Raw genomic sequence first — 23,319 nt, forward strand, 5'->3', positions numbered from 1 at the left:
AAAACAATTTTATGTTTCGGTGTAGAATGGAGTTGCTCGATAGATGGTCGGGCGCTTGATTTGGTAAAGTGCCGAAGGTCGTCGGTTCAAATCCGATTGCCACTTCTTTGAAAAGTAGAAGTAAAACAATTTTATGTGTTGGCGCGGGATGGAGCAGCCTGGTAGCTCGTCGGGCTCATAACCCGAAGGTCGTCGGTTCAAATCCGGCTCCCGCAACCAAGTTAAAGATTGAGTTCTTTGATTTCGCGCATTCCTTGTAATGCGCGTTTTGCGTTTAAGCATCAGCTTTTTGTTTAATAAGTTGATACTTAATTTGGCTGAGATAGCTCGCAAACCAAGCACGGCCTTTGGCCACACAGTTTGTTATTCGTGTGACGCCCCGCTTGGTTCGGGGCGTTGTTGTATCTGGCGCAAAGTGTATTCTGAGCCCAAGATCAAGCAGCTATGATTTGGGGCTTTTAGCCCTTTTTTTGTTTGTATGGAGGAGTTCTGTGTCAAAACTCGAGCAAGATTTGACTGAAATGTTAGAGCCTGCAGTTGCTGCGTGTGGCTTTGAATTACTCGGTCTTGAGTTTGTGCAAGCTGGTCGTCATTCTACACTTCGTGTATATATCGATCATGAAAACGGCATTAATGTAGATGACTGCGCGGAAGTGAGTCGTCAAGTTAGTGCAATTTTAGATGTCGAAGACCCGATTACGAACGAATATAGTTTGGAAGTATCTTCTCCCGGTGTTGACAGACCATTATTCAAACAAGCTCACTATGAAGCAGCAGTGGGAGAGGAAGTACGTTTGCGTACTAAACTTCCGCAAGAAGGTCGCCGTAACTTTAAAGGCGACTTAGTAGCAGTTAATGGCGATATGATCACGTTAAAAGTTGACGCTCAGGAGTTTATCTTGATGTTGAGCAACATTGAGCGTGCCAATATCATCGCAAAATTCTAACTTTGAGTGCGAAGGACAAGGGCAAGCGAGGCATTACCTATGGCAAAAGAAATATTGTTGGTGGCAGAAGCTGTTTCCAATGAAAAAGCGGTCCCAAGAGAAAAGATTTTTGAAGCATTAGAGTTCGCACTAGCGACAGCAACAAAAAAGAAGCACGGCGGTGAAATCGAAGTACGCGTTACTATCGACCGTAAAACGGGCGAGTACGATACTTTTCGTCGTTGGAAAGCGGTTGAACCACAAGAAGACGGTTCACTAGAAAATCCATATGCGGAGATTACGTTTGAAGCGGCGCAAGTGGATGAGCCTGACATTCAGTTAGGTGATTACGTTGAAGAGCAGATCGAATCAATTAAATTTGACCGTATCACTACACAGATGGCGAAACAGGTAATCGTACAAAAAGTACGTGAAGCTGAGCGCGCATTAGTTGTTGATGCATATAAAGACCAAAAAGGCGAGCTAGTGACAGGTGTTGTAAAAAAAGCAACACGTGATGCTATCGTTATCGATCTTGGTAACAATGCTGAAGCGGTAATTTACCGTGAAGACATGCTACCGCGCGAAAGCTTCCGTCCAGGTGACCGTGTACGTGGTCTACTTTATGAAGTGAAGCCTGAAGCGCGTGGTGCACAGCTATTTGTTACGCGCTCTAAGCCTGAAATGTTGATGGAACTATTCCGTATTGAAGTTCCGGAAATTGGCGAAGAAATGATTGAGCTTAGAGGTGCTGCACGTGACCCTGGTTCTCGTGCTAAAATCGCTGTAAAATCAAACGACAAGCGTATCGACCCTGTAGGTGCATGTGTTGGTATGCGTGGCGCACGTGTTCAAGCTGTGTCTTCAGAGCTTGGTGGTGAACGTGTTGATATCGTACTTTACGATGATAACCCTGCACAGTTCGTAATCAACGCTATGGCACCGGCTGAAGTAGCTTCAATCGTTATGGATGAAGATACGCGCACAATGGAAATTGCTGTTGAAGCTGACAACCTAGCGCAAGCGATTGGTCGTAATGGTCAAAACGTACGTTTAGCTAGCCAACTTACTGGTTGGGAACTAAACGTAATGACAGTGGAAGAGATGGAGCGAAAGAGCTCGGAAGAATCAGATAAATTGGTTAATCTATTCACTGAAAATCTAGATATCGATGATGATTTTGCAACGCTACTGATTAACGAAGGCTTCTCTTCACTTGAAGAAGTGGCTTATGTGCCAGTAGCTGAATTTTTAGAAATTGACGGTCTAGACGAAGAAACCGTTGAAGAGTTACGTAGCCGTGCAAAAGATGCACTGACTACGAAAGCACTTCGCGATGAAGAAAGTCTAGAAAATGCAGAACCTGCAGAAGACCTACTAGCACTTGAAGGACTTGAGCGTCATACCGCTTTTGTTTTTGCTAGCAAAGGTATCGTTACACTTGAAGACCTTGCAGAGCAAGGTATTGATGACTTAGTTGAAATTTCTGAGTTATCAGAAGAGCAAGCTGGTGAGTTAATCATGGCTGCGCGTAACATTTGCTGGTTCAGCGAAGAGTAATTTATTAACGGAGGTAACATCACGTATGGCAGAAGTGAGCATTAATAAACTAGCCGAGAGTATTGGTACAACTGTTGATAAATTACTACAACAGTTAAAAGATGCAGGGATCACCAAAGCCGAGGGCGACCAAGTTACTGAATCCGAAAAGGCGACGTTGCTTGATCACTTAAGCAAGCAACACGGTGGCACTGGTTCAACCGGCCCTGAGCGTATGACTCTACAGCGTAAGAGTAAAAGCACGTTAAGTGTTAACTCATCTGGTAAAGCAAAGTCTGTATCTGTAGAAGTCCGTAAGAAGCGCACTTACGTTAAAAAGAGCGCAATCGAGCAGCAAAAAGAGCAAGAACGCTTAGCTGCAGAGGAAGCTGCGCGCAAAGAAGCAGAGTTAATGGCTCAGCAACAAGCAGAGCAACAGGCCAAAGTAGAAGCTGAGCGCAACGCGCGCGAAGAAGCGGAACGCAAGGCCAACGAGGAAGCCGAGCGCAAAGCTAAAGAAGAGGCGAAGCGACAAGCGGATGCTGAACGTCAAGCCAAAGATAAGCAGAGTAAAGAAGTGGATAGCGCGCAACAAATTAAAGAACGTCAAGAAGCTGAGCGTCTGCGTCAAGAAGCAGAAGCGGCAGCCCTGAAAAAGGCAGAAGAAGAAGCAGAACGTCAGGCAGAAGAAGCTCGTCGTCTAGCTGAAGAGAACGAAGCACGTTGGAAGGCGGAAGAAGAAGAGCGTCTTCGTCGTGAAGAAAATGCTGATCACCACCTAACAACTTCTACTTACGCTCGTGAAGCGGAAGATGAGTCTGATGCACGCGAAGAGAAAAGCGCACGTCGTAAGAAGAAGAGAAAGCAAAGTGCGAAAGAAGAAGCTGCAGAAGCAAATGCGAAGAAGCTGAAAGGCAAGAAAGGCCGCTTAAAAGCACCAACTTCGTTACAGCATGGTTTTCAAAAGCCAGCGGCAGAAGTGAAACAAGAAGTACGTATCAGTGAAACTATCACTGTTGCAGAACTTGCTTCTCGCATGGCAGTTAAAGGCGCAGAAGTTGTTAAGACAATGATGAAGATGGGTGACATGGTTACCATTAACCAAGTTATCGATCAAGAAACTGCGCAGCTAGTGGCAGAAGAAATGGGTCATAAAGTTGTTCTAGTAAAAGAAAATGAACTGGAAGAAAAAGTGCTAAGTGACCGCAGTGAAGAGGGGTCTCTTGAGCCACGTGCGCCAGTAGTGACAGTAATGGGTCACGTTGACCACGGTAAAACCTCAACACTTGACTACATTCGTAAAGCGAAAGTTGCTGACGGCGAGGCCGGTGGTATTACTCAGCATATCGGTGCATACCATGTTGAGACAGACAGTGGCATGGTCACTTTCCTAGATACTCCTGGACACGCGGCGTTTACGTCGATGCGTGCTCGTGGTGCGAAAGCAACCGATATCGTTGTACTAGTTGTTGCTGCAGATGATGGTGTAATGCCTCAGACGAAAGAAGCGGTACAGCACGCCAAAGCGGCCGAAGTACCACTTATCGTTGCCGTGAACAAGATGGATAAAGAGGGTATTGACCCTGACCGCGTTAAGAATGAGCTTGCTCAACTAGACGTAATCCCAGAAGACTGGGGCGGTGAAACGCAGTTTGTTCATATCTCAGCTAAGACTGGTCTTGGTATTGACGAGCTACTAGAAGCTATCCTAATGCAATCTGAGCTATTAGAATTACAAGCTTCTAAAGAGGGTATGGCGTCTGGTGTGGTAATCGAGTCTCGTCTTGATAAAGGTCGTGGTCCTATCGCTTCTGTACTTGTTCAATCAGGTACCCTAAACCAAGGTGATATCGTACTTTGCGGCCTTGAATATGGTCGTGTTCGTGCGATGAAAGACGAAAACGGTAAAGACATCAAATCAGCGGGTCCTTCAATTCCAGTAGAGATCTTAGGTCTTTCTGGCGTACCAGCTGCTGGTGATGAAGCGACAGTAGTTCGTGATGAACGTAAAGCACGTGAAGTGGCACTATACCGTCAAGGTAAGTTCCGCGAAGTGAAGCTCGCTCGTCAGCAGAAAGCGAAGCTTGAGAACATGTTCTCTAACATGACTGAAGGCGACGTATCTGAAGTGAACATCGTACTGAAAGCTGACGTTCAAGGTTCTATCGAAGCAATCGCTGATTCATTGACTAAACTGTCTACAGATGAAGTGAAAGTGAAGATCGTCGGTTCTGGTGTTGGTGGTATCACTGAAACAGATGCAACCCTTGCAGCGGCTTCTAACGCTATTATGGTTGGCTTTAACGTACGTGCGGATGCTTCTGCCCGTAAAGTTATTGATGCTGAGAACCTAGACTTACGTTACTACAGCGTTATCTACAACCTAATTGAAGAAGTAAAACAAGCAATGACAGGTATGCTTGCACCAGAATTTAAGCAAGAGATCATTGGTCTTGCTGAAGTTCGTGACGTGTTCAAGTCGCCTAAGATCGGTGCTGTTGCAGGTTGTATGGTAACTGAAGGTGTGGTTAAACGTAGCGCGCCAATCCGTGTACTTCGTGATAACGTGGTTATCTACGAAGGTGAACTTGAATCACTGCGTCGCTTTAAAGATGACGTTGCTGAAGTTCGTAGCGGTATGGAATGTGGTATCGGCGTTAAGAACTACAACGACGTTAAAGTCGGTGACCAAATCGAAGTATTTGAAACTGTACAGGTAGAGCGTACGCTTTAATTGTAAGTTATTAAAATACTTGAGATGGGGGCACTAGCCCCCATTTGTGATCTCATAGATTTTGAAATTTTAAGTGGTGAAAATGAGAGAATTTTCTCGTACAGATCGCGTAGCACAGCAAATTCAAAAAGAAATTGCGGTGATCCTACAGCGCGAAATTAAAGATCCAAGATTGGGTATGGTAACAGTGTCAGCTGTTGAGGTATCACGTGATCTTTCTTATGCAAAAGTATTCATTACTGTGTTGAATACCAATGATGAAGACAAAACTAAGCAAAGTGCGGCTATTCTGAATGAAGCAACCGGTTATATTCGCTCGCTTCTTGGCAAGCGTATTCGTGCGCGTATCATGCCTGAGCTTAAATTTGTTATTGATAACTCCCTAATGGAAGGTATGCGTATTTCTAACTTGGTTGACTCTGTGATCAGAGAAGACAACGCAAAGCGCGGTCCTGAGTCTGGAGATAAAGACCAAGAGGAAGAGTAATGGCGCGTCGCACCAAAGGCCGTGCGATCGACGGCATTCTGTTATTAAATAAACCGCAAGGTATTTCTTCTAACAAAGCACTGCAGCAAGCAAAGGGCATTTATTTCGCTCAAAAAGCGGGCCACACTGGTGCTTTGGATCCGCTGGCAACAGGTATGTTGCCAATTTGCTTTGGTGAAGCGACTAAGTTTACCCAGTTTTTGCTTGATACTGACAAAACCTACGTGGTAAGAGCGCAGCTGGGTGAGCGCACGACGACATCAGATTCTGATGGTGAGATTGTTGAAACGCGGCCAGTGGACATTACACTTGAACAGCTAAAACGAGAAATTGCCAGTTTCTTGGGGGAGTCTGATCAGTACCCTTCGATGTATTCGGCGCTCAAATATCAGGGCCAGCCGCTATACAAATATGCCCGCGAAGGCATTGAAGTACCGCGAAAATGCCGCAAGATTAATGTTTATCGTATTACGTTAGACGAATATGACGAGCAAACTCAACAAATTCAAATGACAGTACATGTCTCTAAAGGCACTTATATTCGTACGATAGTCGATGATTTGGGGGAAAAGCTCGGCTGTGGTGCGCATGTCATTATGTTACACCGTAGCGAAGTTGGTCATTACCCTAGCGACAAAATGATTACCTTAGCCGAACTAGAAGCGTTACTTGAGAAAGCAAAAGCGGAAGAAGTTGCGCCTTCGACTTATCTCGATGAATTATTGTTGCCGATGGATACCGCTTTGGTCGACTTGAGCGTTGTTGATATTAGCGCTGAGCAAGGCGTTGCTTTTGGTCATGGGCAAACCGTTGCCGTCGAAAATTTACCGGACGGTATTGTTAAAGTGGTTGCTGATGGCAAGTTTGTTGGGATTGGCGAGCGTAATCCACAAGGGTTATTGAAAGCTAAACGCGCGCTATCTTCCGCTCAGCCAGAATCACAATAAAATCTTCCTATGCAAGGGGAGTTTATGCTGGTATAATCCGCCAGCTTCCGCTTTGGCTGAATTAGTGATCGGCTGAAGCATTACTAAACTTATTTTGGAGTTATTATGTCACTAAGCAATCAAGAAAAAGCAGAAATTGTAGCAAAGTTCGCACGTGCAGAAGGTGATACAGGTTCACCAGAAGTACAAGTTGCACTTCTAACTGCTGACATCAACAAGCTACAAGGTCACTTCGCTAACCACAAGCAAGATTTCCACTCTCGTCGTGGTCTTCTACGTAAAGTTAGCCAACGTCGTAACCTTCTTGACTACCTAAAAGGCAAGAGCGTTGACCGTTATGCTGCACTAATCAAAGAGCTTGGCCTACGTCGCTAATATTTTTGATTTCTTGTTGGAAATTTATCCAACAGTAAAAAAGGGGCTAATTAGCCCCTTTTTTTGTGGCTGTTCTATCAGTATACTTACAGCCGTTTAAAAATACTTTTAAACGAGCGTCAATTGGATTTCCAATTGTAGTGCTTAAATAAATTATGTGAGTTTATTTAAGACTGTGATTGGTCCCTGTTGGCGTTGAAAACAATTTAGTAAGGAAAATATTGTGCAAGCAATTATTAAAGAATTTCAACTAGGTCAACACACGGTGACTCTAGAGACAGGTGCTATCGCACGTCAAGCTGACGGCGCAGTACTTGCAAGCATTGGTGACACTTCGGTACTTGTGACTGTTGTAGGAAGAAGAGAAGCGGCTCCTGGCCAAGACTTTTTCCCACTAACGGTTAACTACCAAGAAAAAATGTACGCTGCGGGTCGTATCCCTGGTGGTTTCTTGAAGCGTGAAGGTCGTCCTTCAGACGGTGAGACATTAACAGCTCGTCTTATCGACCGTCCAATTCGTCCTCTATTCCCAGACGGCTTCGTAAACGAAGTTCAGGTTATCGCGACAGTGGTTTCTGTAAATCCAGAGATCCAACCTGATATCGTTGCTTTGATTGGTACTTCAGCTGCACTAGCTATCTCAGGTATTCCATTCAATGGCCCTCTAGGTGCAGCGCGCGTTGGTTTCATCGACGGTCAATATGTACTAAACCCAACTCTTAAAGAGCTAGAGACAAGTAAGCTTGACTTGGTTGTTGCAGGTACTGAAAACGCAGTACTAATGGTTGAATCAGAAGCTGAAGTGTTAACTGAAGAAGAAATGCTTGGCGCTGTTGTATACGGTTATGAGCAATCACAAGCTATCATCAAAGCAATCGAAGAATTCCGCGCTGAAGCTGGTAAAGCAGCATGGGATTGGACTGCACCTGAAAAAGATTTAACCCTAGCTGAAAAAGTAGCTGCAATTGCAGAGCAAAAAGTGGGTGATGCTTACCGCATTACTGACAAAGTTGCACGTAAAGAAGCACTCTCTGAAGCAAAAGCAGAAGTCATTGAAAAACTAGGCGCTGAAGTTGCTGAAGGCGAGTCACTAGATGAGCAAGTGGTAGGTAAAGAATTCAGCTCACTTGAGAAGAAAATTGTACGTAGCCGCATCATCGCTGGCGAAAAACGTATCGACGGTCGTGAACCAGACATGGTTCGTGCACTAGACGTGATGACAGGTGTACTGCCACGTACTCACGGTTCTGCAATCTTTACTCGTGGTGAAACTCAGGCACTTGTAACAGCAACCCTTGGTACTGAGCGTGACGCGCAGATGCTAGATGACCTAACTGGTACTCACAAGCATCACTTCATGCTTCACTATAACTTCCCTCCATTCTGTGTAGGTGAAACGGGTTTTGTAGGGTCTCCTAAGCGTCGTGAAATCGGCCACGGTAATCTAGCGAAGCGTGGTATTGCGGCAGTGATGCCAACATTGGCTGAATTCCCATATTCAGTACGTGTAGTATCTGAGATCACTGAATCAAACGGTTCATCTTCAATGGCATCAGTATGTGGTACTTCACTTGCGCTAATGAACGCTGGTGTTCCAGTTAAAGCGTCAGTTGCTGGTATCGCTATGGGTCTAGTAAAAGAAGGCGAAGATTTCGTCGTACTTTCTGACATCCTTGGTGACGAAGATCACTTAGGTGATATGGACTTCAAAGTAGCGGGTACAGCAAACGGTGTAACTGCACTACAAATGGATATCAAGATTGAAGGTATCACCAAAGAAATCATGCAGATCGCGCTTCGCCAAGCGAAAGCAGCGCGTCTACACATCCTAAGTGTGATGGACCAAGCGATTTCTGCGCCTTCTGAAGAGCTATCTGAGTTCGCTCCACGTATCTACACGATGAAGATCCCTGCGAAGAAGATTGCTGAAGTTATCGGTAAAGGTGGTGCAACAATTCGCCAGCTTACTGAAGAAACAGATACAACGATTGAAATTGAAGACGATGGTACTATCAAGATCGCTGCAACGAATGGTAATAGTGCACAAGCTGCTATTTCACGTATCGAAGCGCTTACAGCAGAGCTTGAAGTTGGTACGCTTTACACTGGTAAAGTTATCCGTATCGTAGACTTCGGTGCGTTTGTAAACGTACTTCCGGGTAAAGATGGCCTGGTGCACATCTCACAAATCAGTGAAGAGCGCGTAAATAACGTTTCAGATCACCTGTCTGTTGGTCAAGAAGTTAAAGTTAAAGTACTTGAAGTTGACCGCCAAGGCCGTGTTCGCTTAAGTATCAAAGAAGCTTTAGAGAAAAAAGCTGAGCAGCCTAAAGAAGAGGGTGCTGAGTAATCTCTGCAAGGCTTTGCATAGAATAGAAGTGTAAAGGGGCTGAATAGCCCCTTTTTTTATGCTTTAATGCTGTTTGACTCAAAATGATGAAACAAAACTGAGTTTATCTGGTCAATAGAGAACTAGGCAAAGTTTTAGTAAATAATCAGATTGTTGGTATACCTGTGCAAAGACGCTAAACGGGCAAATGCCATTGAATGAGGAAGGAAATGAAGTTAGCGAAAATAGTTGTGCCATTAGTGCTAATGGGGCTGGTAGGATGTAAAAGCACGCAGCCAGAGGCCACTAAAAACATTGTAAATGTTCCGCTTGCAGTACCACTTCAAGCCAATTTCCGTAATGAGATTGCCATTGCTCGATTTAACGAGTTACTCTTGCAGCCCGATATGGCAAATGAACAACGCGCACAGCTGCTATACAATCGTGGCATGTTGTACGATAGCATTGGCTTACAAACTCTTGCTCGCATTGATTTCAATCGTGCCGTAAAAATTAAACCAGATCTCGCGGAAGTTTATAACTTTCTTGGTATTCATCAAACGTTAGAGCAAAACTATGGCCGGGCATATGAAATGTTTGATGCCGTTCTAGAGCTTGACGAGCAACATGAATATGCCTATTTAAATCGTGGCATCGCATTGTATTACGGCGAGCGAGCTGATTTAGCTGTAAAAGATTTTGAAGCCTTTTTGGCGCGCGCTCCAAAAGATGCGTACCGCGCCATGTGGCTGTATATTGCTCAGCAGCAAGTAGACGGTGTACTTGCTAAACAAACACTAGCGGCAAATAGTCAAGCTTTAGATCCTGAAGAGTGGTCCTCTCAACTAGTTGCACTGTATTTGGGCACACTATCCGAAGAAGAGTTTCTAGCACAGATCTCTGAGGGGGTGAGCACCCAAGAAGAATACGCGCAGCGTCTTTGTGAAGCCTATTTTTATCTGGCTAAGCGGTATCAGGTTCAAGGCGATTTAGCTTCTGCGATTAGCTATTTTAAGCTCGCGCTGGCAACTAATGTATATGAGTTTGTAGAACATAAATACGCGCGTCTTGAGCTTGATTTACTTGCCCAGTTGAATGACGAACAAGACGCGAGCTAAACACCTGTTTATTTTTATGCTTATAGGGCTGCTGATTTCAAGCAGCCCTAATTATGCACATCTCTCTATCGCTCAAAAATCAGCACTTGTCGTCGCTAATCCAAATAGCTATTTTGCCATTGCACCAGAGCTTGAGGTGTTACCCTCACAAGCAAGTGCACAATTAGTAAAAGCCATTGCAGGCTTACAGCAACCAAAATGGGAGTTTGAACGCTTACAGCGTAGTTTGAGTGCTCAAGAGGAAAGTAGCACTAAGCTGCTTTTACTTGATGCTTGGCCCCGTTTAAATCGTCAACAGCGCCAGCAAGTGTCCGAGCAGTTAATATCACTTGGCTATTATCATTTGCTTTATGCACTTTCAAAGCGTTACGCGTTAAACTCAGAACTCACTTCATTGCTCGCGGTGTGGCAAGGAAAGGCTGTAACGACATTTTTGAATAATCCTTACTTAGGACAGTTTTATACTCTCTCAGAGCGTCAGCATTTAGGTGCGTCTTGTCAGTTTAATCTTGCACTAATTGCCAGTGATTTAGATGGTTTGCAGCATTTGCAAGCGCTTAAGAATGCCTATGAGCGACAGCCAGAACCAGCCAAAGGCACATATTGCTTATCTACGCCGATATATGCGGCGAATAAACTCAGTTGTAAGACGCAAAGAGGCTTTGCTGTATGCGACTTACAACACGAGCAGGGCTTGTCGAAATATGATCACCTCATATTCATGGCGGCGGAAGGGCTTGCTAATGTCAGCGGCAAGCACATGACTTTGAGCGCCACTAGCACTTACAATACGCTGATACATGAGCTTATGCATTTTAGTGGCTTTGAAGATGAATACCCAATACCAGCTAAAAAAGCAAAATGGCTTTGCGCGACTTCAGGACAAAAGGCACCAAATCTTTACGTTGGTGACCAAGCACCGAACAATTGGGCGCCGAGTCGCACCTGTGAGTTAGGTAAACTTCCCTCATATAAACCCTCAAACAGTCACTCTTTGCTGGAATATCAATCAATTAAGTTAGATGAAAATTACCGTAAAAGATGGTTAACTGTACTGAATTCAAGACGTTTAGAAGATAAAATAGCGGTTAATTCAGCTGAATAGTTTTGAACTTATTCTGAATAGTTTGTTAAGGTTGGCTAAAATAGCATCAGCTAGAAAGTGAAACTCTAGACAACTCAAACACTAATCAAGTATAACAGGGTTCATGTACGTGTGGTTAATGTGTACCGATCGCTCCAATTGGAAGGGGGATTGTCGCATTAATCTAAACGAGCCATAACGACGCAAATAAAAGGTTTCATCTATGACTTTATTTTGGATACCCTTGCTATCCTTAATTGGCAGTTTTATCTCTGCATTTACGGGAAAGCTTTCCCGTAATCAGTCGACTGCTATAACCTTAGTAGCGCCAGCAGTGGCAATTTTACTTGCTGTTGATCTCGCCCCTGCCGTTTTTGCAGGAGAGACTATTCGGTACACATTTGAATGGGTCCCGCTTCTAGATATTAACATCGCGTTTAGGCTGGATGGTCTTGCGTTACTGTTCGTTTTCATGATCTTGGGCATTGGTATGTTGGTTATCTTCTATGCCAGATATTACCTTAGCCCTAATGATTCCATGCCTAAACTTTATGCCTACTTAATGCTCTTTATGACCGCTATGCTTGGTATCGTTATGTCTAATAACGTATTACAGCTGTGGTTATTCTGGGAGCTTACCAGCATTAGTTCATTTTTACTTATTAGCTATTGGTGGCATAAGTCAGAGGCCCGCAAAGGGGCGAAAATGGCACTTGCTATCACAGGCGGTGGCGGCTTAGCACTGCTCGCTGGCTTGATGTTGATAGGAGATATTGTTGGCAGTTATAACCTCGATGTGATTTTATCGAGTCGTGAGCTTATTCAATCTCATGCATTATATGAAGTGGCGTTAATCCTTGTGCTACTAGGCGCATTTACCAAATCTGCGCAATTCCCATTCCATTTCTGGTTACCGCACGCGATGGCTGCACCAACGCCTGTGAGTGCGTACTTGCATTCTGCGACTATGGTGAAAGCTGGGATATTCTTACTAGCACGCTTTTATCCTGCGCTAGCGGGTACAGAGCTGTGGTTTATCCTCGTAGGTTTAACTGGCTTAGCAACGCTGCTCGTTGGTGCCTATATTGCGTTATTTAAACATGATCTAAAAGGCCTTCTGGCGTTTTCAACGATCAGTCATTTAGGCCTTATTACTTTATTACTTGGTCTGGACACTGAACTTGCGACAGTTGCGGCGGTTTTCCATATTATTAACCACGCAACGTTTAAGGCCTCTTTATTTATGGCGACGGGGATCATCGACCATGAAACGGGCACTCGTGATATGCGTAAGCTCAACGGTATGTGGCGTTTTATGCCCTATACCGCAACGCTTGCGATGGTTGCCGCTTCAGCGATGGCAGGGGTGCCGCTACTCAATGGTTTCTTGTCTAAAGAAATGTTCTTTGCCGAGACGCTACACCAGCAACTTCTGGGCTCTATGTCATGGCTCATTCCAATTTTGGCGACAATCGCTGGTGCATTCTCTGTGGCGTATTCGGCGCGATTTATTCATGACGTATTCTTCAATGGAGAGCCAATTGACTTACCTAAGGAGCCACACGAAGCACCACGCTATATGCGTTTTCCAATCGAAATCTTGGTCGCTTTATGTTTGATAGTAGGCATGTTCCCTAACTTTATCGTTGATGGCATGTTAAAAACAGCATCAAGTGCGGTATTAGGGGAGGCTGCGCCAACCTTTGAGGTTGCTATTTGGCATGGCTTTAACTTACCACTGCTTATGAGTGGCCTTGCGGTATGTGGTGGTTTATTAATTTATACTCAGCGCAAATATCTATTCCAATTCCAAGCTTCATTACCGCCAATGAACGCTAAGAAAACGTTTGAACGCACTATGTATAACATAGTGTCTTGGAGTCGCGCGCGTGTAAACGCAATAGAAAATGGTTCGTTACAGCGTTATCTGATGCTGATGTTTATTGTAGTGCTGGTGAGCGCGGGCTGGCCATTGTTTGAAATGTCACAGTTGGTAGGTAACTTAGAGCCGACGCCAATTGATGTGCATAACGGTATTGGTGCTGGTTTATTAATGATTGGGGCAATTGGTACGGTTATCTGGCATCGTACTCGTATGGTTGCACTACTGATGATTTCGGTTGTTGGTCTCATGGTGTCGGTTGCCTTCACGCGCTTCTCAGCACCGGATCTGGCGCTTACTCAGTTAACGGTAGAAGTAGTAACCATTATTCTGTTGATGCTTGCGTTATTCTTCTTACCGCAAAGAACGCCAAAGGAATCTAGTTCTATTCGCGTACTACGTGATATCGGTATTGCTTCAGCCATTGGTGTGATCATCGGAAGTATCAGTTACGCCTTAATCACAAGACCACTAGACAGTATTTCTGAGTTCTTTATTGCAAATGCCAAAGTTGGCGGTGGCGGGACGAATGTTGTTAACGTTATCTTAGTGGATTTCCGTGGTTTTGATACGTTAGGCGAAATTACCGTTTTGGGTATTGCGGCGCTTGGAATTTATAAGTTGCTCATTAACTTACCACTATTTATGCCTGGTAGTGATAGTGAAGGAAGACCTTGGGCGAAAGAGAGATATCCACTACTGCTAGCAAGTATTTCGCAAAGCTTATTGCCTTTGGCATTGCTAGTCTCGGTTTATATTTTCTTGCGCGGGCACAATCTTCCCGGTGGTGGATTTATCGCAGGTCTAATCACGGCAATAGCCTTTATTTTACAATACATTGCCCATGGTTCGAATTGGATTGCAGAGCGCTTTGATGTCAATTACCGCAAGATTATCGCAACGGGTATCGCTATTTCTCTGGCAACTGGTGTAGGTAGTTGGTTCTTCGGCAAACCATTCTTAACCTCGTGGTTTGATTATTTTGATATCCCATTGGTAGGTAAAACTGAGTTGGCAAGTGCTATTGCATTCGACCTTGGTGTTTATATCACCGTGGTAGGTGCAACGCTGATGATTTTGGCGAGCCTAGGTAAAGTAACGGCAAATGCGCCCAAAGAAGAGGTGAATATTTAATGGAATTGCTTTATGCATCGTGCGTAGGCTTACTAGTAGCCTGTGGCGTATTTTTGATTCTACGAGCAAGAACATTCCCTGTTGTTCTTGGTCTAACCATGTTGTCTTATGCGGTCAACTTGTTTTTGTTCGCATCGGGTAGATTGACCTTAAACAAAGCTGCCGTGCTCGGTTATAGCAGTGAATATGCAGATCCACTGCCGCAAGCTTTGGTATTGACGGCTATTGTTATCGGATTCGCGATGACGGCATTTGTTGTGATATTAGCTATCCGCGGTCGTTCAGATTTGGGTAACGACCATGTAAATGGCATTGTTCCTGACAAAAAGGGTAAAGCATGATCCAACATTTGACTTCTTTGCCTATTTTATTACCTATGTTGGCAGGGGTGATCCTGCTGATGCCACCGTGCGGGAAAAACCTAGCGATTAGGCGTAAAGTCTCTGTACTTATGTCGCTGATTACGTTTGCAGTTTGTGCCTCACTGTTACTACATGTTCAGCAGTCTGGCATTCAAGTTTATGCGATTGGTAACTGGCAAGCACCGTTTGGCATTGTGCTAGTTGCTGACCAACTTTCTACTCTGTTAGTCAGCTTAACCGCTTTGTTGTGTTTTGTGTGCTCGCTGTATAGTTGTGCTGGAGATGACGAACGAGGAAGCTTCTTCCATCCGCTACTGCACTTCTTGGTGATGGGGGTAAACGGTGCCTTTTTAACTGGTGACGCGTTCAACCTATTTGTATTCTTTGAGATTTTGTTGATAGCATCTTATGCGCTGTTAATGCATGGTGGTGATAAGCATAATACCCGTGCGTCACTGCAATATGTGATCCTAAACCTAGTGGGTTCGTCGGTATTTTTGATTGCATTAGGTATCTTGTATGGTGTGCTTGGTACTCTAAACATGGCGGATATGGCGTATAAGATCACCTTCTTACAAGGAGACGATGTTTATCTTGCTAAGATTGGTGGCTTGTTATTATTGGTTGTATTTGCACTAAAAGGTGCCTTGCTACCGCTTCACCTTTGGCTACCAAACACCTATGCAACCGCGTTACCTGTTGTTGCTGCTTTATTTGCAATCATGACTAAAGTGGGTGTGTATTCCATGATGCGGGTTTATACGCTGATTTTTGGTGACCAAGCTGGTGAATTAAGTCATATGGCACAAGAATGGCTATGGTGGCTTGCACTAGCGACTATCGTCATGGGTGGAATTGGTGTGCTTGCTAGTCAAGATTTGCGTAAGTTGTCTGCAAATTTAGTGGTGGTGTCGGTCGGTACCTTAGTGGCATTAGTCGCCGTACAAACGGTAAATAGCAGCGCTGCAGCCATTTACTATTTAGTGCACTCGACATTAGTGTCTGCTGCTTTGTTCTTACTTGCTGATTTAGTGGGGAAACAAAGGGGTAAAGTTGCTGACAGGATCACCGCGGGTCGCCCAGTAGTTCAACCTATGTTACTTGGCATCATGTTTGCGATTGCGGCAATCACTGTGATTGGTATGCCGCCGCTATCAGGCTTTATTGGCAAAGTATGGATCTTAAAGTCGACCATCGAGTCGAGCCACACATACTGGTTTTGGGCGGTGTATTTACTAGTAAGCTTAGCGGTATTAGTCAGTGTCTCAAAAGCAGGTAGCACTGTGTTTTGGCATCATACGGGTAAAGTCGATACACAATCGGCAGAAAAAGCGCATCCTGCTCAAATTATCGCAATTCTTACTTTGATAACTTGTGCGCCGTTAATGGTGATTTTTGCTGGTCCATTGACTGATTACGCATTGTCGGCAGCCGACTCTTTACACGACTTTTCTAGCATGACGAATGCTGTGTTAAAAGGAGCGAAATAGATGCGTTTAGAAGCAAGGTTTAAATGGCTACCAACTCCATTTCGCAGCTTACTGCTATTTACTGTGTGGTTATTGCTGAATAATAGTGTGTCAGCTGGGCATATTATTCTCGCGACTATTCTAGCGATTGTGATCCCGCTGATTACCTATCGGTTTAGAACTAAGCAACCACTGATCATTAAGCCATGGCGTGCGTTTACTCATTTGCTGTTGGTGCTTTACGATATTATTACCGCCAACGTTGAGGTGGCGATAAAGATCTTAGGACCTACGAAAAAATTACGCCCCGGTTTTGTGTTGGTGCCGCTCGATATAGATCAAGCTATGCCAATTACTATTTTAGCCAGCACGGTATCGTTAACTCCTGGTACCGTAAGTGCCGAGGTATACCCTTGGCCCGAGTCTGTAAAAAGTGGCGAAAAACCAGAACGTAAATACTTACTGATCCATGTGTTAGATCTTACGGATGAGAAAGCATTGATTGAGACTATTAAATCTCGTTATGAAGCGCCATTGAAGGAGATTTTTGAATGTTAGAAACTGTAATTCTGATTGTCTTTGCGATGATAGGTGTATCACTTTTGTTAAACCTTTGGCGTTTAGTTGTCGGGCCTTCAATTCCTGATAGAATTTTAGCGTTGGATACCATGTACATAAATACCATTGCGCTTATTATTCTATACGGAATGAGTATGGGGACAGCATTATACTTTGAAGCTGCATTATTAATAGCAATGCTCGGCTTTGTAAGTACGGTTGCGGTATGTAAGTATTTGCTACGCGGCGACATCATAGAGTAGGAGAGCGATATGTCAGAATGGATAATTTCGATTTTATTACTGTTAGGTGGTGCGTTTGTATTGATAGGCTCTATTGGCCTTGTGAAAATGCCTGACTTTTTTATGCGTCTCCACGGTCCTACAAAAGCGACAACGCTTGGAATGGCCTGCCTATTGACCTCAGCAATGGTGTATTTCAGTACTACAACTGACGGCGTAAGTGTGAAGGAAATATTGATTTCGATATTTTTGCTGCTCACAGCCCCCATTTCTGGGTATATGCTGATTAAGTCAGCAATACATCACCGTTTGCCAAGTAATGAAAAGACGACTGGCAAAGATAAGATAAAAAAATAGTGCTTCGGCGCTATTTTCTTTATCTATCGCTTTATAATTTATTCCTCAAAATTTTCCTCCTAAGCACCATAAATTTCAGTACGTTATTAATTTTTTTGCTACAGTTAAAAAAGGCTTCATAGTTGCCGATAAAAATAGGGGTCACTCGTTTTATCAAGTTGATGATGAACGTGTAGTGCAATTTGTTTGCATACTAAGTCTAAATACTGGGAATGTTATGAAACAAGCTTCGATTAAAAACAAACTCTTACTCTTTGTAACAGCATTAGTAACGAGTTTGGTTATTATATTAGTGACAACAATGTGGTTTCACCTTGCAGCAGAAAATACCAAGCAAAGTGAAGGGGTCCAACAAGCGATTTATGATGAAATATCCCAAGGCCTTATTGCTAAAGGTAATCAATATGGGCAACGCGTGGCTGGTTTTATTAATGAAGCCTATCGTGTTCCTTACACTTTGGCTGGTGTGCTATCTCATACCGCCAAGCAGGATCCTCTGAGCCGTGAACAAGTACAAGAGATTGTTTATGGTGCGCTGAAGCAAAATCGCTTTGTATCTTCTATGTATGCACAGTTTGAACCGAATGGTTACGATGGCAATGATGTCAGCAATCAAAGTGGTTCGAGTCACTCCGTGCCGGGCGCCGGTACCTTAGAGCTCTACTTTACTCAAGAAGCCGATGGTCCGATGCAACAAAAAGTTGAGTCGGCAGAAGAAAAATATGCCGATGCAATCAATGAGTTTGGTCTACGAGAAGCCGAGTGGTATTTGTGCGCAAAAGATAAAGTAGCGCCTTGTATCATGGAGCCCTATTTATATGAAATTTCTCCGGGCAACCAAATGTTGATGACTTCATTGACCACTCCTGTCGTGGTCAATCGTCAATTTAGAGGTTTGGTGGGCGTGGATGTAAATTTGCCTATTTTCCAAACTATGGTCGACGAGCTCTCAAACTCGCTTTACTCAGGAGCCGCTAAAGTAACCTTGTTAAGTGAGCTGGGTCTTGTTGTGGGTTCTAGTCACTACAAGAGTTTAGCACGCCCACTTGCAGAGTCGACAAAATCAGATCGGGCTGAGGTGTTAAAATCGCTGCACACAGGCTCTGGGATTAAAGAGCTTGGTGAGGATTTAGTTGTAGCTGTACCGATTAAAATTGCGTTACCAAACACCACTTGGTCTCTTGTAATTGAGCTTCCTAAGGCAATTGCACTTAGCTCTGCAACCACCCTGCAAAGTCAACTTGAGGAGTCGACAGACTCTGTTGGTCGTTGGATGCTTACCATTGGAGTTGTTATTGCGGTTATAGGCATTGCCATTGCGGTAGTATTAGTGAACACAATTATCGGCCCGCTTACGCATATTCAGGAACGAGTCGAGAACTTAGCGTCTAGCGAAGGTGATTTAACACATGAGCTAGAAGTGAGTCATCATGCAGAGTTAATTGCCTTGGCACATGGCTTTAATCGCTTTACTGATAAACTGCGCAAGATGATTGATGATCTCAAAGGTCTTGCTGAATCTTCCTACGAGCAGTCACATCGAACAACTGAAGCCGCAATTAACATCAAAAACAAAGTTGCCAATCAGCATTTAGAGATAGACAGCGTAGTAACCGCAATTAACGAGCTCAGTGCGACGGCCTCCGAGGTGGCTCGGGCGTCGGAAAAAGCGGCTGCAAGTACGAATCAAGCCGCTGATCAAGTTCAGCAAAGCGAACAAAGCATCATTAAAACAACCGAAACGGTGCAATCAATGGCGGATCAAGTCATTGATGCAAAACAAGCTGTGGTGAAGGTATCAGAACGCAGTGATGATATTTCTAAAATACTAGAAGTGATCAGAGCCATTGCAGAACAAACTAACTTACTGGCCTTAAACGCGGCAATTGAAGCGGCAAGGGCGGGAGAGCAAGGACGTGGTTTTGCGGTTGTTGCAGACGAAGTTCGAGCTTTGGCGTCAAAAACACAGGCCTCGACGGACGACATTAGTAAACTAATAGACAACCTACAAAGTGAAGTCGCTAACTCAGGCCGGATCATTGAGAGCTCTGTACAGCTGGGCGAAGATGCAGTGAGTTATTGCCAAGAATCGGCTAGGTTAATGAGCACGCTAGTTGCTGAGTTGACAAGCATTTCTAATGAAGTAACACAAATTGCTACGGCGGCGGAAGAGCAAAGTATGGTGACCGAAGAAATTAATACAAATACGACGGGCATTTCAGATGCTGCTGCTGAGCTTTCGAAGTTCGCAGATGAGGTTGAGCAAGCGGCCAGTTCTATGACGCAGATAGTCGAACAAAAGCATAAGCAACTTAATTTATTAAGAACGTAAGTTTGCTGGTTTGCAAAGAGACTGGAGACAGTCTCTTTGCAGCTATGGCGTTTTTCGTCAAAATTCACTATGATAACTGTATCTATATACAGTTAAGCTAACTATGAAACTCTATATCGCAGAAAAACCCTCTTTAGGTCGAGCAATCGCCGATGTCTTGCCAAAACCACATAAAAAACAAGATGGTTATATAGAAGTTGCGAATGGCGATGTGGTTTCTTGGTGTATAGGTCACCTGTTGGAACAAGCAGAACCTGAAGACTACGACGCCAAATACAAAAAATGGCAGTTTCAAGATTTACCAATCGTGCCTACTCAGTGGCAGTTCAAAGCTAAGCCAAAAACAAAAAAGCAGCTTAGCACTTTAAAAAAGTTACTCACAAAAGCTGATGAAATCTACCATGCTGGAGATCCTGATAGAGAAGGGCAATTGCTCGTGGACGAAGTATTTCAATTCGTAAACTTGTCAGACCGAAAAAGAGCAACGATCCGACGCTTGTTGATCAGTGATTTGAACCCGCAAGCTGTGAAAAAGGCATTGGCTTCGACACGGCCTAATCAAGAATTTGTTCCTTTAAGTGTATCTGCGCTTGCAAGGGCTAGAGCGGATTGGCTTTTTGGTATGAATTTAACCAGAGCATTTACGTTGGCAGGGCAAAAAGCGGGAGTGAATACAGTTTTGTCGGTTGGTAGAGTGCAAACTCCCGTACTTGGCTTGGTTGTTAGAAGGGATTTAGAAATAGAGAACTTTGTATCTAAACCATTTTATGAGGTGATTGCACACATCAATAAACCACATTGGGGAGTTTTTGAAGCTAAGTGGGTACCAAGTGAAGCATGTAAGCCCTATATGGACGAAGATGGGCGTGTTCTGGTTAAAGCCTTAGCTGAAAATGTTGCGGACCGGATCAGTCAAAAGCAAGCAACAATAACTAAGGTTGAAACGAAACCAAAAAAGATAAATCCGCCGCTACCCTATAACCTTTCTTCTTTGCAGATTGACGCAAATAAGCGCTACGGTTTATCGGCTCAGCAAGTGTTGGATATTTGTCAGGCACTTTATGAGAAACATAAACTGATCACTTACCCTAGATCAGATAACCGTTATCTACCACAAGAACATTTTGTTGAAAGAGAGAAAGTCATTGCTGCTGCTAAGCACAATCAGGGAATAGACAGTAAGTTTATTAAGTTAGCTGATATGAATCTAAAAGGAGCGTGTTGGAATGATAAAAAGGTAGAAGCGCATCACGCCATCATTCCAACCACTAAAAAGCTTCGCAGTGCTCAGCTTGGGCATAGAGAATTGCAGGTCTATCAACTTATCTCTGTACAGTACCTTGCGCAATTCTTTCATCCTTACCGCTACAATGAAACTAAAGTGGAGTTGGAGATTAGTGGTGGTCAATTCAAAGCACAAGCGAAGCAAATAACAGAGCAAGGGTTCAAGATACTGTTTAAAGGTCATGAGGTAGAAAAAGAAAGCCTATTGCCGGAGTTACGGGTGGGAGAGCAACTTTTATGCGAGAAAGGTGAAGTTAAAGAAAAACAAACTCAGCCGCCAAAGCATTACACTGAAGCCACCTTATTAGGTGCGATGACAGGTATTGCACGGTTTGTTTCCGATCAATCTATCAAAAAGGTATTGAAAGACACTGACGGGCTTGGCACTGAGGCGACGCGGGCTGGAATTATTGAGCTTTTGTTTAGACGGCAGTTTCTTAGACGAGAAGGTAAGACGATATATTCTACTGGGCTGGGAAAGGCATTTATTCAAACCCTACCTGAGTCACTATCATTGCCAGACAGAACTGCGCTCTGGGAGTCATTGCTTGGAAAGATCGCCAATAAGGAAACGTCGTATAATCAATTTATGCAACCGCTTTGTGATGAGTTAGGTGGGTTTATTGACAGCGCTCAGTCTATCAATACGAATGCACTGAAAGGTGTTCCTGTAACTGCATTTAAAAAACGTGGGGCAAGAAAGGGGAAATTTACCCGAAAGAGAAAGCCAAGCTCTGCATAATTGTTTTCTTGGCTTGGTTGTAAATTCAGATAGTGTCACTATATCAACCATATTAATTACTCAGACAGAAAATAGAATATGAGCAATAAAATCCAACTAACCCCTGAAAACATTCAGCAAGTAATAACCGATCCAAATCCAGAGAAAGTGTTATTACTAACCTTTTATAGCAATCAAAATCCTGAATGTGTTCAGCAAGACCAAATATTGGAGAGGATAGCGGCAGCTTATAGTGAGCATATAACCGTAGGCGTTATTGATTGTGATGTCCAACAAGCGCTGGCATCTCAACTCGCTCAGCAAATTGGTTTACAAGCTTTGCCAACGATTGTGATTTTAAAAGGTGGTGCGCCAGTAGATATGCTGGCAGGGGTAAAAACAGAAGAAGAAATTAAAGAAGCTTTGTCTGAGCATTTACCATCACCTGAAGTTATTTTACTTGATCAAGCTAAGCAGTTCCTCGCAAGCGGCGACCTAAATAATGCCTTTAGTTATGCGAAGAAGGCATACGACATTGACAGTAGTAATACTCGGGTTAAGTTGGTGTTTGCGGATATCTGTATGCAAATTCAAAAATTTGATGAAGCTCAAGCGTTATTAGATTCTGTAAATGAAGAACAGCGAGACCCGTATTACCACAACTTAGTCGCTAAATTGGCGCAAGCTGCGGCTGCACAAGATTCACCAGAGGTAAAGCGTCTAGAGCAAGCGGTGGAAGCTGAGCCTGATTCATTAGACTTACGTTGTCAGTTAGCTCAAGCTCAGTTAGATGTGGGTAAAAAAGAAGAAGCATTGGCAAGCCTATTTATGGTGCTTAAGAAAGACATGAACTACGGTGAAGCCAAAAAGGGATTTTTAGAGATTATCGCTTCGCTGCCTGATGGCGATAGTGTTGCTTCAGCATATCGACGAAAGCTATATAGTCTTCTTTACTAAAAGAATAGATAGTTGAATACCAAGATACAGGTGAAAATTTCTTCAACTGTATCTTGCATCCTCCCAAATTTGATCAATACTTATGATCCCTTCGCGGAAACTGGTGACAGTTTTATGAAGAAAATATTGCATTAATGTGGATTTTAAGCGGTTTTGTGTGTTTTCTGTTCGAACAAACCTTTTTTATAAGTTTTAATGAAAAAAGGGTTGCACTAAAATCGGATCTCCCTATAATGCGCATCCACTGACACGGGGAGCAGCGCTGAAAAGCAAAGCAGCAACGAGTTAGCGTCAAGTAAAACTTAGGTTCGAAACTTCTGCTAAAGAAATTCAAAACTAAGTGTTGACAAAAAATTGGGAATGCTTAGAATGCACATCCCTCGAAACAACGAAATGTTTCGAAACGTTCTTTAAAAATATGAAGCAATCATCAGTGTGGGCACACGTACAGATTGAGTTCTAACAGCAGATACTAGTTCGCT

The 23,319-nt window shown here is 43.7% G+C and carries 18 protein-coding genes and 1 tRNA gene; all 19 read left to right on the forward strand.

Annotation, left to right across the window (positions count from 1 at the left end):
• Window positions 1–142 precede the first annotated feature (142 nt).
• Window positions 143–219: transfer RNA gene (locus CWC03_RS14780), tRNA-Met, on the forward strand.
• A gap of 272 nt (window positions 220–491) precedes the next feature.
• Window positions 492–947 carry a ribosome maturation factor RimP gene (rimP, locus tag CWC03_RS14785; RefSeq protein ID WP_138582542.1) on the forward strand — a complete coding sequence of 152 codons (456 nt, stop codon included), beginning with the start codon at window positions 492–494 and terminating at the stop codon, window positions 945–947.
• Window positions 948–986: 39 nt separating this feature from the next.
• A complete protein-coding gene (gene nusA, locus CWC03_RS14790; protein ID WP_138582543.1) occupies window positions 987–2,486 on the forward strand; it encodes a transcription termination factor NusA in 1,500 nt (499 codons plus the stop codon).
• A 25-nt stretch (window positions 2,487–2,511) separates the two neighbouring features.
• Window positions 2,512–5,199, forward strand: a complete 2,688-nt coding sequence (gene infB, locus CWC03_RS14795; protein WP_138582544.1) for a translation initiation factor IF-2 — start codon at window positions 2,512–2,514, stop codon at window positions 5,197–5,199.
• A gap of 82 nt (window positions 5,200–5,281) precedes the next feature.
• Window positions 5,282–5,686, forward strand: a complete 405-nt coding sequence (rbfA, locus tag CWC03_RS14800) for a 30S ribosome-binding factor RbfA (protein ID WP_128725526.1) — start codon at window positions 5,282–5,284, stop codon at window positions 5,684–5,686.
• A complete protein-coding gene (gene truB / locus CWC03_RS14805; RefSeq protein WP_138582545.1) occupies window positions 5,686–6,633 on the forward strand; it encodes a tRNA pseudouridine(55) synthase TruB in 948 nt (315 codons plus the stop codon). The genes rbfA and truB overlap by 1 nt, the downstream gene beginning before the upstream one ends.
• 105 nt (window positions 6,634–6,738) lie before the next feature.
• The gene (rpsO, locus tag CWC03_RS14810; protein ID WP_010370825.1) at window positions 6,739–7,008 is read left to right on the forward strand and encodes a 30S ribosomal protein S15; all 270 of its coding nucleotides are present in this window, start codon (window positions 6,739–6,741) and stop codon (window positions 7,006–7,008) included.
• Window positions 7,009–7,231: 223 nt separating this feature from the next.
• Window positions 7,232–9,358 carry a polyribonucleotide nucleotidyltransferase gene (gene pnp, locus CWC03_RS14815; RefSeq protein WP_138582546.1) on the forward strand — a complete coding sequence of 709 codons (2,127 nt, stop codon included), beginning with the start codon at window positions 7,232–7,234 and terminating at the stop codon, window positions 9,356–9,358.
• A gap of 209 nt (window positions 9,359–9,567) precedes the next feature.
• On the forward strand, window positions 9,568–10,455 hold the full coding sequence (gene nlpI, locus CWC03_RS14820; protein WP_128725529.1) for a lipoprotein NlpI: 888 nt from the start codon (window positions 9,568–9,570) through the stop codon (window positions 10,453–10,455).
• A complete protein-coding gene (locus CWC03_RS14825; protein WP_138582547.1) occupies window positions 10,433–11,560 on the forward strand; it encodes a hypothetical protein in 1,128 nt (375 codons plus the stop codon). The genes nlpI and CWC03_RS14825 overlap by 23 nt, the downstream gene beginning before the upstream one ends.
• A gap of 202 nt (window positions 11,561–11,762) precedes the next feature.
• The gene (locus CWC03_RS14830) at window positions 11,763–14,555 is read left to right on the forward strand and encodes a monovalent cation/H+ antiporter subunit A (RefSeq protein WP_138582548.1); all 2,793 of its coding nucleotides are present in this window, start codon (window positions 11,763–11,765) and stop codon (window positions 14,553–14,555) included.
• Window positions 14,555–14,896: a Na+/H+ antiporter subunit C gene (locus CWC03_RS14835; RefSeq protein ID WP_010370832.1), complete on the forward strand. Its 342-nt coding sequence runs from the start codon at window positions 14,555–14,557 to the stop codon at window positions 14,894–14,896. Before CWC03_RS14830 ends, CWC03_RS14835 begins: the two co-directional genes overlap by 1 nt.
• Window positions 14,893–16,407: a monovalent cation/H+ antiporter subunit D gene (locus CWC03_RS14840; protein WP_010370834.1), complete on the forward strand. Its 1,515-nt coding sequence runs from the start codon at window positions 14,893–14,895 to the stop codon at window positions 16,405–16,407. The genes CWC03_RS14835 and CWC03_RS14840 overlap by 4 nt, the downstream gene beginning before the upstream one ends.
• The gene (locus CWC03_RS14845; RefSeq protein WP_138582549.1) at window positions 16,408–16,944 is read left to right on the forward strand and encodes a Na+/H+ antiporter subunit E; all 537 of its coding nucleotides are present in this window, start codon (window positions 16,408–16,410) and stop codon (window positions 16,942–16,944) included.
• The gene (locus CWC03_RS14850) at window positions 16,938–17,207 is read left to right on the forward strand and encodes a K+/H+ antiporter subunit F (protein WP_010370838.1); all 270 of its coding nucleotides are present in this window, start codon (window positions 16,938–16,940) and stop codon (window positions 17,205–17,207) included. The genes CWC03_RS14845 and CWC03_RS14850 overlap by 7 nt, the downstream gene beginning before the upstream one ends.
• A 9-nt stretch (window positions 17,208–17,216) precedes the next feature.
• On the forward strand, window positions 17,217–17,543 hold the full coding sequence (locus CWC03_RS14855) for a Na+/H+ antiporter subunit G (RefSeq protein ID WP_010370840.1): 327 nt from the start codon (window positions 17,217–17,219) through the stop codon (window positions 17,541–17,543).
• Between the two features lie 217 nt (window positions 17,544–17,760).
• The gene (locus tag CWC03_RS14860; RefSeq protein ID WP_138582550.1) at window positions 17,761–19,875 is read left to right on the forward strand and encodes a methyl-accepting chemotaxis protein; all 2,115 of its coding nucleotides are present in this window, start codon (window positions 17,761–17,763) and stop codon (window positions 19,873–19,875) included.
• Window positions 19,876–19,978: 103 nt separating this feature from the next.
• The gene (locus tag CWC03_RS14865; RefSeq protein WP_138582551.1) at window positions 19,979–21,901 is read left to right on the forward strand and encodes a DNA topoisomerase III; all 1,923 of its coding nucleotides are present in this window, start codon (window positions 19,979–19,981) and stop codon (window positions 21,899–21,901) included.
• Between the two features lie 78 nt (window positions 21,902–21,979).
• A complete protein-coding gene (locus CWC03_RS14870; protein ID WP_138582552.1) occupies window positions 21,980–22,837 on the forward strand; it encodes a tetratricopeptide repeat protein in 858 nt (285 codons plus the stop codon).
• The last annotated feature ends 482 nt before the right edge of the window (window positions 22,838–23,319 follow it).

The organism is Pseudoalteromonas sp. S2755 (assembly GCF_005886535.1).
Lineage (GTDB): Bacteria > Pseudomonadota > Gammaproteobacteria > Enterobacterales > Alteromonadaceae > Pseudoalteromonas.

Excerpts from the sequence above, each read along its gene's own strand:
- nusA (WP_138582543.1), top strand. The coding sequence starts at position 987 with ATGGCAAAAGAAATATTGTTGGTGGCAGAAGCTGTTTCCAATGAAAAA.
- infB (WP_138582544.1), top strand. The coding sequence starts at position 2,512 with ATGGCAGAAGTGAGCATTAATAAACTAGCCGAGAGTATTGGTACAACT.
- rbfA (WP_128725526.1), top strand. The coding sequence starts at position 5,282 with ATGAGAGAATTTTCTCGTACAGATCGCGTAGCACAGCAAATTCAAAAA.
- truB (WP_138582545.1), top strand. The coding sequence starts at position 5,686 with ATGGCGCGTCGCACCAAAGGCCGTGCGATCGACGGCATTCTGTTATTA.
- rpsO (WP_010370825.1), top strand. The coding sequence starts at position 6,739 with ATGTCACTAAGCAATCAAGAAAAAGCAGAAATTGTAGCAAAGTTCGCA.
- nlpI (WP_128725529.1), top strand. The coding sequence starts at position 9,568 with ATGAAGTTAGCGAAAATAGTTGTGCCATTAGTGCTAATGGGGCTGGTA.
- CWC03_RS14825 (WP_138582547.1), top strand. The coding sequence starts at position 10,433 with ATGACGAACAAGACGCGAGCTAAACACCTGTTTATTTTTATGCTTATA.
- CWC03_RS14830 (WP_138582548.1), top strand. The coding sequence starts at position 11,763 with ATGACTTTATTTTGGATACCCTTGCTATCCTTAATTGGCAGTTTTATC.
- CWC03_RS14835 (WP_010370832.1), top strand. The coding sequence starts at position 14,555 with ATGGAATTGCTTTATGCATCGTGCGTAGGCTTACTAGTAGCCTGTGGC.
- CWC03_RS14840 (WP_010370834.1), top strand. The coding sequence starts at position 14,893 with ATGATCCAACATTTGACTTCTTTGCCTATTTTATTACCTATGTTGGCA.
- CWC03_RS14845 (WP_138582549.1), top strand. The coding sequence starts at position 16,408 with ATGCGTTTAGAAGCAAGGTTTAAATGGCTACCAACTCCATTTCGCAGC.
- CWC03_RS14850 (WP_010370838.1), top strand. The coding sequence starts at position 16,938 with ATGTTAGAAACTGTAATTCTGATTGTCTTTGCGATGATAGGTGTATCA.
- CWC03_RS14855 (WP_010370840.1), top strand. The coding sequence starts at position 17,217 with ATGTCAGAATGGATAATTTCGATTTTATTACTGTTAGGTGGTGCGTTT.
- CWC03_RS14860 (WP_138582550.1), top strand. The coding sequence starts at position 17,761 with ATGAAACAAGCTTCGATTAAAAACAAACTCTTACTCTTTGTAACAGCA.
- CWC03_RS14865 (WP_138582551.1), top strand. The coding sequence starts at position 19,979 with ATGAAACTCTATATCGCAGAAAAACCCTCTTTAGGTCGAGCAATCGCC.
- CWC03_RS14870 (WP_138582552.1), top strand. The coding sequence starts at position 21,980 with ATGAGCAATAAAATCCAACTAACCCCTGAAAACATTCAGCAAGTAATA.